Source organism: Promicromonospora vindobonensis, from assembly GCF_042685865.1.
Classification (GTDB): domain Bacteria; phylum Actinomycetota; class Actinomycetes; order Actinomycetales; family Cellulomonadaceae; genus Promicromonospora; species Promicromonospora vindobonensis.
On record NZ_JBHUOG010000001.1, the window covers coordinates 2,874,396 to 2,889,191 of the forward strand.

Below are 14,796 nucleotides of genomic sequence, written 5' to 3' on the forward strand. Positions count from 1 at the left end.
AGCGGTGCCGTCATCTCTATCTCCACGCGGTCCGTTCGAGGAGGAAGCTGTGGCCAACGGGCACTTGCGTCGACGTCGTGAAGCGACCTTGTCACCATCGGGCAGCGGCCTGCCGATGACGCGTGCCGAGTTGGCGGCCTCCGTGAATCAGTACGTCTGGAAGACGACAGGCAAGCACTGTCACCTGGACGTTGACACCCTTGCTCGCTACGAGCGCGGCCAAATCCGATGGCCTCGTGCCATGTACCGCGATGGTCTCCGTGCTGTCCTGGGCGTCGAGACCAATGCTGAGCTCGGGTTCTTCCCGACCCGGCGAGGCAAGACTGCGGTCCCGGGCGGTCCAGTACAGGCTGCCCGTCAGACTGTTGCCTCGGCTGAGTTGGCCGAGCCCGTGGATCGACGCCAATTTCTGCAGACGCTGACCGCTGCCAGCTTGAGCGTCTCCTTGGACGGTTTCGCTCGCGAGCTTGAGGTGCTTGCGCCAGCTCGGGTGGTGTCAGAGGCGGACATCGCACGCCTGCGATCGGTGGGTGAGTTCTTCACGTCGTGGGCTCACGTTCATGGTGGGCAGGAGCTCGGGCACGCCGTCTCTGCTGAGATGTCCTCTGCGGTGGATCTGCTCAAGACCTCGTGCCCGCCGCGGCTTCGACCGCACCTGTCGACGGCCGTGGGGCAGCTCGGGGTGGCGATGGGGTCCCTACTTTTCGATGCTCATCAGCACCAGCTAGCCGCGAGGATCCTGGCATTTGCGACGCAATGCGCGGAAGCCGGCAACGACTGGAACCTGCGGGCGAAGGCCCTTTCGTGGCGGGCACGCCAGGCGGTATGGATCGGCGATGTGAACGGGGGCCGGTCGCTCGCGCAACTCGGTCTGGTGCATGCTGATCGCCTCACCCCGACGGAGCGAGCGATGCTGCATACCGCGGTCGCCCGTGCCCAGGGTCGGCTCGGTGACGTGCAAGCCACGCTCCGTGCAATCGGAGCGGCCGACGATGCGTTCGCGGACGCCGACCCCGCAAACGACGTCCCTTGGATGACGTACTACGACCATGCCCAGCACTCCGGTGACACTGGCCATGCCCTGCACGAGCTAGCCGTTCACGGCGTAGAAGTCGAGGAGGCCACTAGCCGGCTCGCCACCGCAGTGGCCGAGCACCCCGACGCATATATCCGGTCGCGTGCGTTCTCCGGGTTCAAGCTGGCCGCTCTGACGATGCGCACCGGGGACCCGAATCAGGCAACCAAGATCGCTGAGGATGCGGTTCGTGATGCGGAAGGTGTTCGGTCTCTGCGCGTGAGGCGTACCGCATTGGAGATCGTCGCGCCCGCCCAGCGCCATCGCGCGAGTATCGACGTCGCTCGGCTGCTCATCTCCCTGGAGACCGTCGGGACTGCTGCATGACGACTATGCGTCAGGTGCTCGACCATGCATGCAGGGAAGTCGGGCTCTCGTCCGCCGGCGCGGTGCTTCTTCGTGACGGTGAGAACCAGGTCTACGGGCTGCCGGGCAAGGTCGTCGTCCGGATCAGCAAGCCGGGGCAGGGGGGCGTCGCTGCGCGTGAGGTCTTCCTCGGCCGCTGGCTCAACGACAACGGTGTGCGTGCGGTCGAGCCGCTCCCGGTCCCGCAGCCGGTCGTTGTCGCAGGCCACCCCATCACGTTCTGGCAAGAGCTCGCGCCGCGGAAAGCCGGAACACCGCGGCAGGTTGCGCAAGCGCTGAAGCAGCTGCACGCTCTCCCGGTTCCCGATGAGTTCGCACAGCACAAAGTCGCACCGTTCGTCCGCCTGCACGAGCGGGTCACCTCTGCGCAATGGTTGTCCGACGACGACCACCGCTGGCTGCTTGCCCGGCTCGCTGAGCTCCTGGCTCGCTGGGAACGACGGCCTCTGGGCCTGCCCGAGGCAGTGATCCACGGAGACGCATGGGCCGGAAACGTCGTCGACGTCGACGGGCAGGGTGTCACCTTCATGGACCTTGAACGTTGCTCAGTCGGGCCGCCCGAGTGGGACCTGACATCCACAGCATGCAGGCTGACCAGCTTTGGCACCCTGACGGCGGCGAAGTACGCCGAGTACTGCGACGAGTACGGAAGCGATGTCACTCAATGGGAAGAGTTCGAGCTCTTCCGCGATATCCGGGAGCTACGAGTGACGTGCTTCGCCGTGTACGTCGCCCAGGGGCGTACGAACCTTCGTGACGACGCGCATGTCCGTGTGAACAGCCTGCGCGGCCGTAACGGACCGCGCCCCTGGGACTGGCAGCCGATCGAATGACGCGTGACTGTCCGTCGGATCCCGGCAGGTTGGCATGTCTGTGACTTCGGTGGACCAGGACCTCTCGGACGGGGAGGGGAGGACTGTGCACAACGAGCACCTGCGCCGTCGGCGTGAGGCGACCCCGTCGCCGTCGGGAAGCGGCCTGCCGATGACCAGGGCTGAGCTTGCCGCGGCGGTGAATGAGTACATCTGGAGCACCACAGGGGAGCGCCGACACCTCGATGTCGACACGCTCGCTCGGTACGAGCGGGGCCGGTCTCGTTGGCCGGGCTCGGTCTACCGTGCTGGGCTCCGCGCCGTCCTGGGCGTCGAGAGCGACGCCGACCTCGGGTTTCATCCCACGCGGCGGGGCCGTGGTTCGAGTCCGGCGACGATCGCGAAAGTCCAGGCCAAGCTGCCGGACGAGGCACCTAGCGGGTTGTTTGAGCGCCTCAAGCGTTTGGAGTCGGACTACGACAACCGGCCAGCGGGATTGCTCCTGGTCGACTCAGCTCGCCTGCTGTCGGAGGCAATGTCCCAGGACCGAGGCCCGGAGCGTGAACGGCTCGCTGGCGAGGCTCTGGCTGCGGCTCTGCTCGGCAAGATCGTCTGGGATGCATCGGCCCGCCGCGACAGTGTGGCTCCTCGGCGGTATTTTCAGCAGTCCGCGGAGGCAGCAGCAAGGGCCGGGGACAGGGTCGCCGAGGCCAGCGCGTGGCTGCGGACCTGCTACGTGGCGCTCTATAGCGACAAGGCCCCGCAAGACGGCCTGGCTCTAGCGCGGCGGACCGCGGACGTTGCCGCGAGGTCGAGCAAGGTCTTGGCCGGACTGGGGCTCCTGCATGCGGCAGAGGCGCTCGGGATGCTCGGGTCGGCGCGCGAGGCGATGCGAGCGCTGGCCGATGCCGAGAACCTCCTCCAGGCTGCGGCCCTCGATGACCCCGCTGCGCTCTGGTTCTCGCCCGATACGGTGGACCGGATGGCGGGATCGGTCTTCGTCTCTCTGGGGGATGGTCGGCGCGCCGAGCGGCGCCTCCAAGCAGCCGCGACCCGGACACCGGAAGGATCCAAGGCGCGGGCGATGGTCACCGCGAACCTCGCGCTGGCGTTGATCCGGCAGCGGCGCCCCGAAGAGGCCGCAGTCGTGCTGGGCGAAGCACTCGACGTTGTGGAGTCCACCCGTGGTGGTGGAGGAATGACGATCGCGTTTCAGGCCGGCCGCGAGCTTGCGCCGTGGCGGGACGTGGGCGAGGTAGCCGATATCCGCGAACGACTCCTGTCTCTGGGGGCCTCATGACCGGCAGCCCCCGACCGGAGCACGCCGACGTGGACCGGCAAAAGGGAGCACTGCGCCGCTTGGTGTGGAACCGGCTTGAGGACGCGGGAGTTGTCGAGCCAGGTGTCCATGGGCACATACCTGACTTCGAGGGAGCCGATGCTGCCGCGCACCGCCTGACTGGGCTCAAGGCGTGGACCACTGCCTCAGTGATCAAGGCGGTTCCGGATGCTGCGCAACGTCCCGTACGTGCCCTTGCTCTGGTGGCAGGGAAGTGCGTCTACATGGCCGTCCCACGACTGGCAGAGCCCCGTCCGTTCCTACTCCTGGACCCTGCTGTTATGCCGGGGCCGCGCGATGCGGCTGCTGACCGCCACGAAGCCGCACGCCTTGGGGAGCTGGTCGACGTCGGGCAGATGTCGCCTGTCGATCTCGTGGTGACCGGGAGTGTTGCTGTAGATGCGTCGGGTGGTCGGCTGGGCAAGGGTGCTGGCTACGGTGATATTGAGGTGGCACTGCTGACCGAAGCGGGAGTCATCGGGGACAAGACGACGATCGTCACTACCGTTCATGACCTGCAGGTTGTGGACACGGCAGTTCCTGAGGCAGGCCACGATTTCCATGTCGACCTGATCATCACGCCAACCCGCGTCATCAAGACCTCGACTCGAAAGCGCCCCGCGGACATTAACTGGGCGGTCTTACCCGCATCGATGATCCGTGAGATTCCGGTACTTGCCGCACGGCGTGCAACAGGCAGGTGACAATTCACATCCCCGCGATTCAGGCGCCCGCCCAGAACGTATTCACCTTCTACGGCGACCTGACGAAGCCCGACACAGAATGCCGGACTACTACTTTCTGAATGCCCTCCTGCAATGCAGGTGCGCTGGTCGATGGTGGATGCACTACCGATCATCGCGCGATCTGCCCGCCCTCGAGGCGTGACAGGCCGCCGCGCGAGGAGGCCCGATGAAGGACAACCCGCAGAGCACCATGCGCCGTCGCATGGTGGCACTGGACATCGATGGGACGCTCGTGCCCGATGGCACGACCAACCTTCCTGATGCGACGAAGGAGGTCGTGGCCGACGCTACTGCGGCGGGACATCCCGTGGTCCTGGCGACAGGTCGCTCGCTGGTCGGAGCATTGCCCATCGCCGTTGACCTCGGCTTGAACGGCTCCTGGATCGTGGTGTCCAACGGCGCCATGATCGCGCGGGTTGACGAGTCGGCGCCCGGCCGGTATCAAATCCACACCCGCCGAACACTCGTAGTCGAGCCGGTGCTCCGCCTCGCGCGCGCACTGTGTCCGACGGTGCGTATCGCGATCGAGAAAGTTGGATGGGGCTACCGCGTCTCGGAGATCTTCCCAAAGGGACGGATAAACGGCCGGCAGCTTGTCGTGAGCCAGCACGAGCTTGATCAAGGCGCAGCAACACGTGTCGTGCTCGCTGCACCGGACATCGCCGAGCTGCTACTGGAGCCGCTGTGTGCCCTCGGGGTCGTCGTCTACGCCGCTCCCCACGCACTGGACGTGACACCTCCCGGAACGTCGAAGGCAGCCGCGCTGGAATCCGTACGGATGATGCTGGACGTCGCGCCGGAGCGCACAATCTTCGTTGGTGATGGGATGAACGACTTACCTGCGATGGCGTGGGCCGCAGAGTCCCACGCCATGGGGCACGCGCCGAGCGCCGTACGAGCCGCCGCGGACCACGTCACCGGGACACTCGCCGAGCACGGCGCTGCGCTCGTGCTGCGGACCATGCTCGAGGGCCCCGTGACCAGCGGAGTGGCACAGTGACGGCCATCGCGTCGCCGGCGCCACTGGACGACCAAGTCCGTGCCGTCGTGGACGAACTGCACCCGCGCGCACCTTTCCGGCCTCGATCCCGCGCCGCGACCACTCCGGCTACGTATTAAGCACGGCCAACCCGAAAACGTAGCCGTTCCCGCGAAACCGGGAGCGCTCGAAGAGCTGGCGGGGTCAGCGAGCAGGCGCTGCTGATACCCGCCACCCCGGCCGGTGATGTGCCGGAGAAACCGTCACCGGCCGGGTCCCAGCACCCCCAGGAGATACGCAATGCCGACCTACCTGCACTATCCCGGCCACCAGAGGGCCAACCGCAGCGAGCCAGACCAATGTGCGAGCGTGCACCGCTCGATCGGGAGCGACCTGTGATCGCCACGCACAACCGTCTCGGGCAACGCGGTCTCGATGGCCAGCACGGGCAGCGCAGGCCGGATGATCCGGCGCAGTCGCTGGCGGACGGCGACCTCGCCAGGATGCTGCTCGCCGTCGAGCTGGCGATGACGACCACCCGGGGGTCCTGGGACGAGGTCACCGACGCGCTGCTGGCCGCCAAAAAGAGGCCGCTCGACCGGTCCGCGCGCGCCGACCTGTTCTACGGGGCCCCGGCGCTCACCTTTGTTCTGGACACGACAGGCGCCCAATACCGTGCGCGGTGGGCACACGAGCTCGCCGCACTGGACCAAATACTCGTGGAGCTGACCGCTGAGCGGTTCGAAGCCGTCAACGACCGGATTGAGGCGGGAGCACCGACGCACGGCAGCGAGTTCGACCTCATGACAGGTCTGACCGGGCTCGGGATGGTGCTGCTGCGCCGCGCCGTACACCAGCCCGCGCGCGGCACCGCGCTCGACGAGGCAGTCAGCGGGGCACTGTCAGGCGTCTTGTCCTACCTGGTCGACCGTTCAAAAGACCGCATTCTCTCGGAGGTGCTCCTCCCCGGGTGGTGGAGCGCCAGCGCCCCCCAGCCCACAACACCGGTGGGGGACAAACAACCGAATGGGTACGCGGATTTCGGGATGGCACGTGGCGGCGCGGGCATTCTTGCGTTCCTCGCAGCGAGCTACCGTGCCGGCTACGCAGTGCCGGGTCAGGCTGAGGCGATCCGGCACATCACCGGCTGGTACACGCGGTGGAGGCAGGAGACCCCCGACAAGGTGACCTGGTGGCCCCAGCAGCTGAGCCTGGACGAGCTCCGCACGGGGCGCGTGCACCAACCAGGCCCGTCAGAGCCAACGTGGGCGCACGGGACCCCGGGCATCGGCCGGGCGCTGCAGATGGCCGGAATCGCGTTGGGTGACGAGCGCGGCCGAGTCGTAGCTGAGGACGCCGTCGCGTCGTGCCTGACCCAGCGTGAACTAAACCGGCTCACCGAGCCTGACCTGTATGTCGGAACCGGGGGGATGTATCTGACAGTGCTGCGCGCCGCCGAGGATGCCGAAGCATTCATGGCCCTACACAGGCGAGGGCACTCGCTTGAGACCAGCCGCCTGGGCGTGGCTGCCGACGCAGTGTCTCGCACCAGCCGAGTCCTCCCGGACCCAGACGACACCGAGTTCTTGTGGGGGCGATTCGGAACACGCCTAGTCTTCGAGTCACTACGCACCCGGGCGGCCCCGGTCTCCGGCGCCGACGGCGTCCTCGGGATCGGATGGGCCGAATGACCGGCACGGTCATCTACCTACCCACCGCCGACAAACTGACTGACCCGACCCCGGTATCCCCCGGTCCGACGCCTGATGCAGCGGACGTCGCGGGGTGGTCCCAGCTCGATGTTCTGTTCCCCGAGACGGACTGCGCCAGCGGGCCGGACGTTGTGGCCGTGATCCTAGACGGGCTGTGCGCTCACCGAGGGGGTCGCTGGTGGTTCCTGAACCACGACAAGGGCTGGCGCGTCTACCTCCAAGATCTCCTGGTGGAGGAGGCGATACTCGTGCTGAACCGGCCCGGGGCACTCGACAACCCAGTGCCCTGGACCGCAACGTCCCCACCTACACCCGAACCTCGCCTGACCAGGCCACGGTCGACACAACCCAAGTACGACGCAGACCGGCGCCGTGCACTCATGGACCTGCACTGCGCGGACAGTCGGGGGGTCCTGGACTACGCGCGCGACCGGCCGCTGCTGGCGCCGCGGCACATCGCCGGGATCTTGACCACGGTGATATGCCGCGCAGCGGGCTTGAGCGACGCACAGACCGCCGACTTCGTCGATGAGCACTGGCTTGGGGCGGCACCGTTGGCAGAGCCGGCCCGGATCCGGGCTCATGGCCTGACCGAGATGCTCAGTGCCCTCCTGCGTACGCCCGCTGCGGCGCTCCTGGATCTTGACCCGTACGCGGCCCGTTGGGCAGCAGAGCTCACCCACGCGGCCACTCGGCTAGGCGCTACCAACCAGGGCTTCCTCCCGACCCCGCGCACGGCGGTGCCTGAGGCGCTGCGTCTCGACCTTCGTCTAGTAGTAGCAGCGCAATGGAACCGGCTCGGTTTCTCACCGACCGACCAGCAGATCCTGGCCGTCGCTATCCGCAACGCATTGTGGTCCCAGGAGAGACGATGACGACCCAGTCCCGATCAGCGGTTTCGCTCCCTGATATGAGCAGACTGCGGGGCGCACCGCGGGCTCACGGTTCGATCGACAAAGCTGGCCTGGCTTCGGTCACCCGGCTGCTCCCGCTGGTCGCCCGCCCGCGTCCGCACATCGGGCCGTTGACACGACGCATCGACGCCGTCGACCAGATGTCTCGGGAAGCCCATGCGGTCCGCGACCCGGTCGAGGCGGTCGTGACTGCGACCCGGGCCCTCGGCCGGGCCGCGATGGTCGCCGAGGACTGCGGGGCGCTCGACCTGGCGCGCCAGTTGTGCCAGTCCCACCTGCGCGCGTACGTCGAACCGGCGCGGCGCCTGACCGCGCCGCAGGCTGCCCGGATGCTCGGGCCCGGGATCACCCTGGCGCGCTTGCACGGTCTGGAGAGCGGTCCGGGTCAGGTCGTGGCCGGGCTGCGCCTGCTGCTGCACGCCGTCCACGGGCTGGTGCCGGTCCGGATCGGCGATGCGCGGCTACCCCTGGGCAACGTCCTGGCGACTCCTGAGGAACGCCGCACCCTGGAGTACCAGGTCCGTACGCACCTCCTGGTTGGCGGGATCACCGCCGAGACTGCGGTCGGCCGTTGGTCGGCGGCAGCCGACCTGGCCGAGACCTACGACCGGGCCAGTTCCCGGCTGCTCGAGGGCCGGCAGGCAATGATCGTCGACCGGATCATGAGGGGGGACATGCCCGCGGCGTGCCGAGTCATCGACGCCTGTGAGCCACGACAGGCGTGGGAGCAGCAGGTGCGGGACTGCCTGACCGTGTTGTGCGTACCACCTGCGCGGCGCGGTGAAGCGACCCGGGAGATGCTCGACCGGTACGACGCCCGGACACCAGTGGACGACGGCGACGTCGGCTTCCGGATTCGCCTGGCCCTGCTCGTTGCCTCGATCGCCTGTCTCAGTTCGGACCTGAAGGTCCGTCGAGCTGGTGAGGACATCGCGCACCGGGTCGTGACCGATGCCTGCGACCTGATGGATGGACCCGCCGCGCGGGATGTCCTGCGTCACCCGCTGGTCCGTGTCGCGACCGGCACGGAACAGGTCTACCTAGCGCGGGTCGTGGCGCGGTCAGGCCTTGCCGGCGGCGCCTTGATCGGCCGCGCCCGCACCCGACTGCTCGACGCCGCCGCGCTCGCCCAGACAGTGCTGGAGCAGGCGTCATGACCACGACCAGCATCGGCGTCGACCGGGTCGCTCATGCTCTGAGCCAGATCGCCGCACTGTGCCACGTGAAGCTGATCGAGGTCAGCGTCCGACCGGAGGCGCTGTGGTTCGAGACAGCCAGACACACAGAGCAGGTTCTCCTGCTGGCCGCACAGGTCGCGACCCGTGACTGCTCTGGTGCCGCGTTCCTCGCGGCGGTCCTGGACCTGGACCCGGCCACGTCGAGATTCGAGATTCTCAAGCACGAGGAGTTCGACCCAGGCGCCAGCGTGCCGGGCAGGTGCACGCAGTGCCCTCGCTGGCGGGGATGGATGGCTGGCTCGCACCGGCATACGCCGTTGTCGGTCACGGTGGGGTGCGCGCGGCAGGACGGGGCGAGCCCAGTTGAGGGCTAAGGGGGTGTGGGTGCTGGCGAGGCTCTACCGGGAGTGGATGGTGGCCTGTCGCGTACGGCGTCACTGTGGCGATGAGGAGTCGAGTGCATGGGCGGGTGGGCGGTGAGGAACGAACAGCTCCGGACCCAGCGAAAAGCGACGTCGTCGCCCTCCGGCTCTGGGCAGGCGATGTCGAGAGCGGAGCTTGCCGCAGCGGTCAATGAATACGTCCGTGTCAAGACGGGGCGGTCAGGTGGGCTGCGGGGGAGCGAGATCGGTCGATACGAGCGTGGGGAGGTCCGCTGGCCGAGCAAGCTGTACCGCGAGGCGCTGCGGAAAATCCTGAAAGCCAGGTCAGACCAGGAGCTCGGCTTCTTCCCCACTCCGCGAGGCCTGAGCCCGCACGAGGCACGGGCTCGAGCAGCGATCACCCAAGGCTCACTCCCGCCGCCGCCGGCGGCCACCCCGGGCAGCCATCTCGCCGGCGTTCAGGTCATCGCTCAAGCCTTGATCCGGAACGACCGCAAGTTCCTCGTGGTCGATGATCAGGGACTGGGATGGTCCCACCTGCCCGGGGGCTCCATTGATGGTCAGCCCGTCCACAGCACACTCCTACGACACGTGGCCGAACAGACCGGTCTGGTGGCCACGATTGCCGGATTCGCAGGGGTCGTCGATCATCACCACTCCCGGACTGGCGAGGTTCACAGCGTGATCACCCTGGTGTTCGAGGCCCACGTCGACATCACTGCCGCCGACCGGGACGAGCTCCGCCCCGGAGTCGAGTGGCTCGCTTTGGCCGAGCTGGCTGAACGTGATGTGCGTCCCGCAGCCCTCAAAGACGCACTCCTCAGTGGTGCGGACGGTTCGTTCTGGCGCCCGTGGACGATCTGACTCGAATGGCCCCGATGTGCGTCCCGTTCGAGTCGGGACAGCGTCGGACCTGGCTCGGGCTACACCCGGGATCCCGTGTCGCCGTATTGATCGCTGGTAGCAGCGATGGTGCGCCTGCCGCTCTCGGGGACGGGCCCCCTACTCGCTGGGGTGCCCTACGGTGAAACCTTGCTCGTCGCCGTAGCCGAGGATCGATTCCTGCCAGTCCGCGAGCCCCTCGGTCAGCGTCCTCGAGCCGGTATACGCCTGGCCGACGGTGTCGGGGTAGATGGTGTTGGCGTGGACCTGGTAGGGCAGGTACTGCCAGCCGGGCAGGACGTGCGTTGCGGAGTCGGCAAGGATCCGGTTGATCTGCTGCCCACCGAAGTATTCAGGCTCTTGGGCGAGGAAGGCGGGGTCGGTCAGGTCCCGCATCGTGGCCGGGAACGCGCCGGCGTCCAACCGCGTGGTGACACCATCGCCGATGTTGGCGTACTTCAGGAACGCGTAGGCCAGTTCCTTGGCCTGGCTGGCTTCGGTGAGCGCGAGGGCGGATCCGCCGAGTTCGGCGGTCTGGTTGGCGCCCTCGGTCCACTGGGGCATGCGGGCCACGCGCCAGTCGCCGGACGCCGGGGCAGCGCCGGTGGTGAGGTTGGCGGGCATCCAGGCACCGGTCACCAGTGCGGCGATCGAGCCGTCGCTGAGGCCCTGGAACCATTCGTCGGACCAGTCGGGGATGTCGGCGACCAGGCCGGCGTCGATGAGCTGCTGCCACATGCGCGCGAACTTCAGCGTGCCCTCGTCGGCCAGATCCACGGTCACGTCGGTGCCCTCGACCTGGAAGGGGTGGCCGCCGGCCTGCCAGATCATGGAAGTCGTGACCGTCGCGATCCCGTTGTCCGCGGTAATGTAGGTGTCGGGGTCGTGGGTGTGGATCGCCTCGGCGGCGTCGATGAACTCCTCCCATGTTGTCGGCACGGCCACGCCGGCGTCGGCGAAGACTCGCTGGTTGTAGAACAGGGCCATCGGCCCGGAGTCCATAGGCAGCGCATGCACGGCGTCGGTGCCGCCGGTGACGGCGTCCCAGGTGCCCGGGGAGAACGTTCGACTCAGGTCGGTTGCGCCGTATGGGCTGAGGTCAGCCAGCGAATCGGCGATGGTGAACTGGCGCAGGGCGTGGTACTCAACCTGAGCGATGTCCGGCACGCCCGAACCGGCACTGATCGCGTTCTGCAAGGAAACGTAGTGGTCGTTCCCTGTGCCGACGTTCGCGAGCTCGACGTCAACGTTCGGGTAGTCGGCCTCGAAGTCCGCCACGACCTGGTTCAGCGTGGGCTCCCACGCCCAGATCAGGAGCTCACCACCCTCGGTCAGCAGGTCGTCCCGTCCGCTGGTGCCAGCCGACGGGTCGACGGTCCCGGCGTCGTCGTCGAGCCCGGCTGTGCACGCGGAGAGCGCCAGGAGCGCGCAGAGCGTGGTGAATGCCGCGGCAACGGAGCGGTGGTGGCGTGGGGGAGTGGGCATGGCGGGGATTCCTCTCGGAAGGCAGGTGGGAGGTCTTACGTGCGGCTGCAGGGCAGGCTCGTGCGGGCCCAGAACGGTGGCGCGCAGGTCTGTCCGGCCCATGGGCCTGGGCTGCGTTAGACGCTGACGGGGTCCCGCTGCGCCGAGCCGGGCGCGTGGGTGGGCTCGAAGGTGACCGGGAGGGTGGCCGCGGAGCGGGCCCACAGGCCGGGCACGAAGGGGAGGTCCTTGATCGGGACGTCCAGCTTCAGCGCGTGCAGCTGAATCAGAGCCTGCTCGACGGCGGTCTTGGTGATGATCCGAGACACACGGGATGCGGGGCACCGGTGCACGCCTGCGCCGAATCCGAGGGTGGCGCGACTGGTGGAGGCCCAGATGAGGTCGGCGCCTTCGTGCTCGGTCTTGGTGGCGTGCGCGACCGCGCACACGATCGCCTCGCCCTTGCGCAGCATGCGTCCGCCGAGCTCGGTGTTGCCGGTGACGAACCGGGCGGGGGTGTGCCAGGTGGGGGACTGGTGGACCATGACGTTGTCCAGCGCCTCATCCACCATCAGGCGGCCGGAGCGGGTGCGGGTGCCGAAGTCGTGGTCACCGAGAAGGTGGACCAGGGTCATGGTGGTCCAGGCCACCGACATCTCGTGGCCCGCGGATTGGATCATCTGCGCGGTGTCCAGCAGCTCGGTGTCGTCCAGGGCGTGCTCGTGGTGCACGATCGTCGAGAGCAGGTCGTCGCCCGGGTCCTCGCGCCGGATGGCGATCAGCTCGGCGAGCATGGTGTTAAGTCCGACGAACGCAGGCACCGCCGCGGGGGTGTTGGAGAAGATGTCGGTGGCGTACTGCCGCATCCGGTCTGCCAGGTGAGCCGGCAGCCCGTACATCGCCGCCACGGCCAACGACGGGACGGCGGCGGTGTAGGAGGCGACAAGGTCCGCCTGGCCCAAGGGGGCGATCTGGGCGAGCAGTGCTCTGCACGCCGTGCGCACGTCGCGGACGAGCTTGGTCTCGTCGATCGCGGCGAACGCATCGTCCACGACGCTGCGCAACCGCACCCGCCGATCGCCCTCGGTGTAGAACGCGTTCTGGCGCGGCGAGAAGAACGCGTGCAGGCCCGTGCCAGGGGCCACCCGGCCGTCCTGGAAGGCTGCCCAGTGCTCGACGTCGCGGCTGAAGACGGACCAGGTCATCAGGATCTGCTTGATGTCCTCGTAGTCGAGCACGAGCCAGGCCAGCACGCCGTCGGACAGCTCGACCGGCACGACCGGTCCCCACTGTGCCCGCCACGTGCGGTAGACCGCGTCCGGGTCGGGGGCCATGGTCGCCGCGGCGAGCATCGGCAGCCCCGGGCCAGGGTTCGCGGCGAGGTCGTCCAGGCGGACATCAGACGTGGTGCCGAACAACGTAAGTCTCCTCAGAGGGGGCGCGCAGGGCGCACGAAGCCCAGGTAGGACGAAGCGAAGGGGGACGTGGCAGCGCGACCAGCGATAGGCGGGCATCGGGTGGGCGGGCACCGCGCGTTCTGCCAGGGCCGCAGACGGTCGCGGCCCCGGCGGAGTGCGGCCGTCAGGCTCTGGTCGTGCCCAGGTGGACGGGCAGGCGGGCGTGCCCGTTGGTGATGAAGCCGGGGTTCGCCGGGATCGTGCCCGGGTCCTCGGCGAGGCGCAGGCCGGGGTACCGGTCGAACAGAGCGGGCAGTGCGACCTTGGCCTCCAGAACCGCCAAGGGTGCGCCGAGGCAGTAGTGGGTGCCGTGCCCGAACCCGAGATGGTCCCGGGTAGCTCGGGTCGGGTCGAACGCGTCGGGCCGGTCGAACTTGCGTGGGTCACGACCGGTACCGACGTAGGAGACCAGGATCGCGTCACCTGCCTGGATCTGGGCGCCACCAAGCTCGAACGCCTTCACGGCGAACCGCAGCGGGAGGTTGCCGGCGACGCCCGCCCAGCGCAGGGTTTCGTCGATCACCGCGTCCCACGAGACCTCGCCGGCCCGGACCGCGGCCAGGTGCTCGGGGTGGGTCAGCAACGCGAACACGGCCTGGTCGATCAGGTTGCCCGTGGTCTCGTACCCGGCCACGATCGTCAACCGCACGGTCTCCAGCAGCACCTCGCGGGTATAGGCGTCCTTTTTGCCCAGCGTCTTGACCAGGTCGCTGGTCAGGTCAACGCCCGGGTCGGCCACCTTGCGGTCGACCATCGTCTCGATCGCGCCCAGCAGTGCCCCGAACCGGGCCTGCGCTACGTCGGGGGTGATGGCGGTGTCGAACAGGGCGTCCGCACCTAGCAGGAACGTCCCGGCCAGATCGTCTGGAACACCCAGCAACGCACCGATGGTCTCGATCGGCACAGGAAGGCAGAACTCTGCCCGTAGATCCATGACCCGCCCGTCAGCAGCAGCAGCAGCAGTGGCCATGACGTCTAGGCGATCAGCGACGATCTGCTCGATCACCGGTGCCAGGCGCTCGATCCGACGTGGAGTGAATGCCGGCGCGGCCCAGGACCTCAGATCCCGATGCCGCGGCGGGTCGGCGGTGAACATACCCGCCTTGACTGCCCACATCAGCAGCGGCCAGCCCTCCGGTACCCGCCCGGCGACGAAGTCGGCCCAATGCGCGATGTCCTTGGACACCAACGGGTTCCTGTTGCGGACCTTCAGCAGCTCGACTGCCTCGGCGTAGCCGAGCACCACCCACGCGGGCCGCCCGCCGGGCATCTCAACGCGGACCATCGGGCCGTCGGCCCGGAACCTCTCGATCTCGCCGTACACATCTTTCCCGGTCGGATCCAGGACATGTCGTGCCGGGGCAGCAGAAGTCATGGGCGCTACCGCACAGCAGCCGGCGATCACAAACAAGAGTTCCCCGCCGCATTCTGGCAGTCTGCGGTACGCATTTTGGCAGAATGCCTATTCTTTCGGCCCGAGACGAGCATC

General features: G+C 68.0%; 13 protein-coding genes. 10 read left to right on the top strand and 3 right to left on the bottom strand.

The genetic code is table 11. From position 1 onward, the window contains the following. Positions 1 to 49 precede the first annotated feature (49 nt). From ACFS27_RS13005 to ACFS27_RS13050, 10 genes are all read left to right on the top strand, one after another. Positions 50 to 1,402, top strand: coding sequence for a hypothetical protein (locus ACFS27_RS13005; RefSeq protein WP_253877774.1), 1,353 nt, complete (start codon positions 50 to 52; stop codon positions 1,400 to 1,402). A 14-nt stretch (positions 1,403 to 1,416) separates the two neighbouring features. Continuing rightward, a complete protein-coding gene (locus ACFS27_RS13010; RefSeq protein ID WP_377183484.1) occupies positions 1,417 to 2,274 on the top strand; it encodes a phosphotransferase in 858 nt (285 codons plus the stop codon). Between the two features lie 49 nt (positions 2,275 to 2,323). Next, complete coding sequence (locus ACFS27_RS13015; protein ID WP_253877764.1) at positions 2,324 to 3,553, top strand: hypothetical protein; 1,230 nt, start codon at positions 2,324 to 2,326, stop codon at positions 3,551 to 3,553. Next, on the top strand, positions 3,550 to 4,296 hold the full coding sequence (locus tag ACFS27_RS13020; RefSeq protein ID WP_253877762.1) for a 5-formyltetrahydrofolate cyclo-ligase: 747 nt from the start codon (positions 3,550 to 3,552) through the stop codon (positions 4,294 to 4,296). Before ACFS27_RS13015 ends, ACFS27_RS13020 begins: the two co-directional genes overlap by 4 nt. 244 nt (positions 4,297 to 4,540) lie before the next feature. Beyond that, positions 4,541 to 5,338, top strand: a complete 798-nt coding sequence (locus tag ACFS27_RS13025; protein WP_377183487.1) for an HAD family hydrolase — start codon at positions 4,541 to 4,543, stop codon at positions 5,336 to 5,338. 374 nt (positions 5,339 to 5,712) lie between these two features. Continuing rightward, positions 5,713 to 7,008 (top strand): lanthionine synthetase C family protein, encoded by a 1,296-nt coding sequence (locus ACFS27_RS13030; protein WP_345376353.1) that lies wholly within the window; start codon positions 5,713 to 5,715, stop codon positions 7,006 to 7,008. Then, positions 7,005 to 7,904, top strand: a complete 900-nt coding sequence (locus ACFS27_RS13035) for a hypothetical protein (protein ID WP_377183489.1) — start codon at positions 7,005 to 7,007, stop codon at positions 7,902 to 7,904. Before ACFS27_RS13030 ends, ACFS27_RS13035 begins: the two co-directional genes overlap by 4 nt. 35 nt (positions 7,905 to 7,939) lie before the next feature. Then, positions 7,940 to 9,100: a hypothetical protein gene (locus ACFS27_RS13040; protein WP_253877754.1), complete on the top strand. Its 1,161-nt coding sequence runs from the start codon at positions 7,940 to 7,942 to the stop codon at positions 9,098 to 9,100. After that, positions 9,097 to 9,495, top strand: a complete 399-nt coding sequence (locus tag ACFS27_RS13045; RefSeq protein ID WP_253877752.1) for a hypothetical protein — start codon at positions 9,097 to 9,099, stop codon at positions 9,493 to 9,495. Before ACFS27_RS13040 ends, ACFS27_RS13045 begins: the two co-directional genes overlap by 4 nt. Before the next feature lie 87 nt (positions 9,496 to 9,582). Continuing rightward, positions 9,583 to 10,368 carry an NUDIX domain-containing protein gene (locus tag ACFS27_RS13050; protein ID WP_253877750.1) on the top strand — a complete coding sequence of 262 codons (786 nt, stop codon included), beginning with the start codon at positions 9,583 to 9,585 and terminating at the stop codon, positions 10,366 to 10,368. A gap of 138 nt (positions 10,369 to 10,506) precedes the next feature. On the opposite strand, the gene ACFS27_RS13055 is transcribed toward ACFS27_RS13050, so the two are convergent. The 3 genes from ACFS27_RS13055 to ACFS27_RS13065 all read right to left on the bottom strand — a co-directional run bounded on the left by ACFS27_RS13055 (position 10,507) and on the right by ACFS27_RS13065 (position 14,682). Beyond that, a complete protein-coding gene (locus tag ACFS27_RS13055; protein WP_253877748.1) occupies positions 10,507 to 11,871 on the bottom strand; it encodes an ABC transporter substrate-binding protein in 1,365 nt (454 codons plus the stop codon). A 116-nt stretch (positions 11,872 to 11,987) separates the two neighbouring features. Then, the gene (locus tag ACFS27_RS13060; RefSeq protein ID WP_377183492.1) at positions 11,988 to 13,268 is read right to left on the bottom strand and encodes a hypothetical protein; all 1,281 of its coding nucleotides are present in this window, start codon (positions 13,266 to 13,268) and stop codon (positions 11,988 to 11,990) included. Positions 13,269 to 13,431: 163 nt separating this feature from the next. Continuing rightward, positions 13,432 to 14,682 (bottom strand): cytochrome P450 family protein, encoded by a 1,251-nt coding sequence (locus ACFS27_RS13065; protein WP_377183494.1) that lies wholly within the window; start codon positions 14,680 to 14,682, stop codon positions 13,432 to 13,434. Between the last annotated feature and the right edge of the window lie 114 nt (positions 14,683 to 14,796).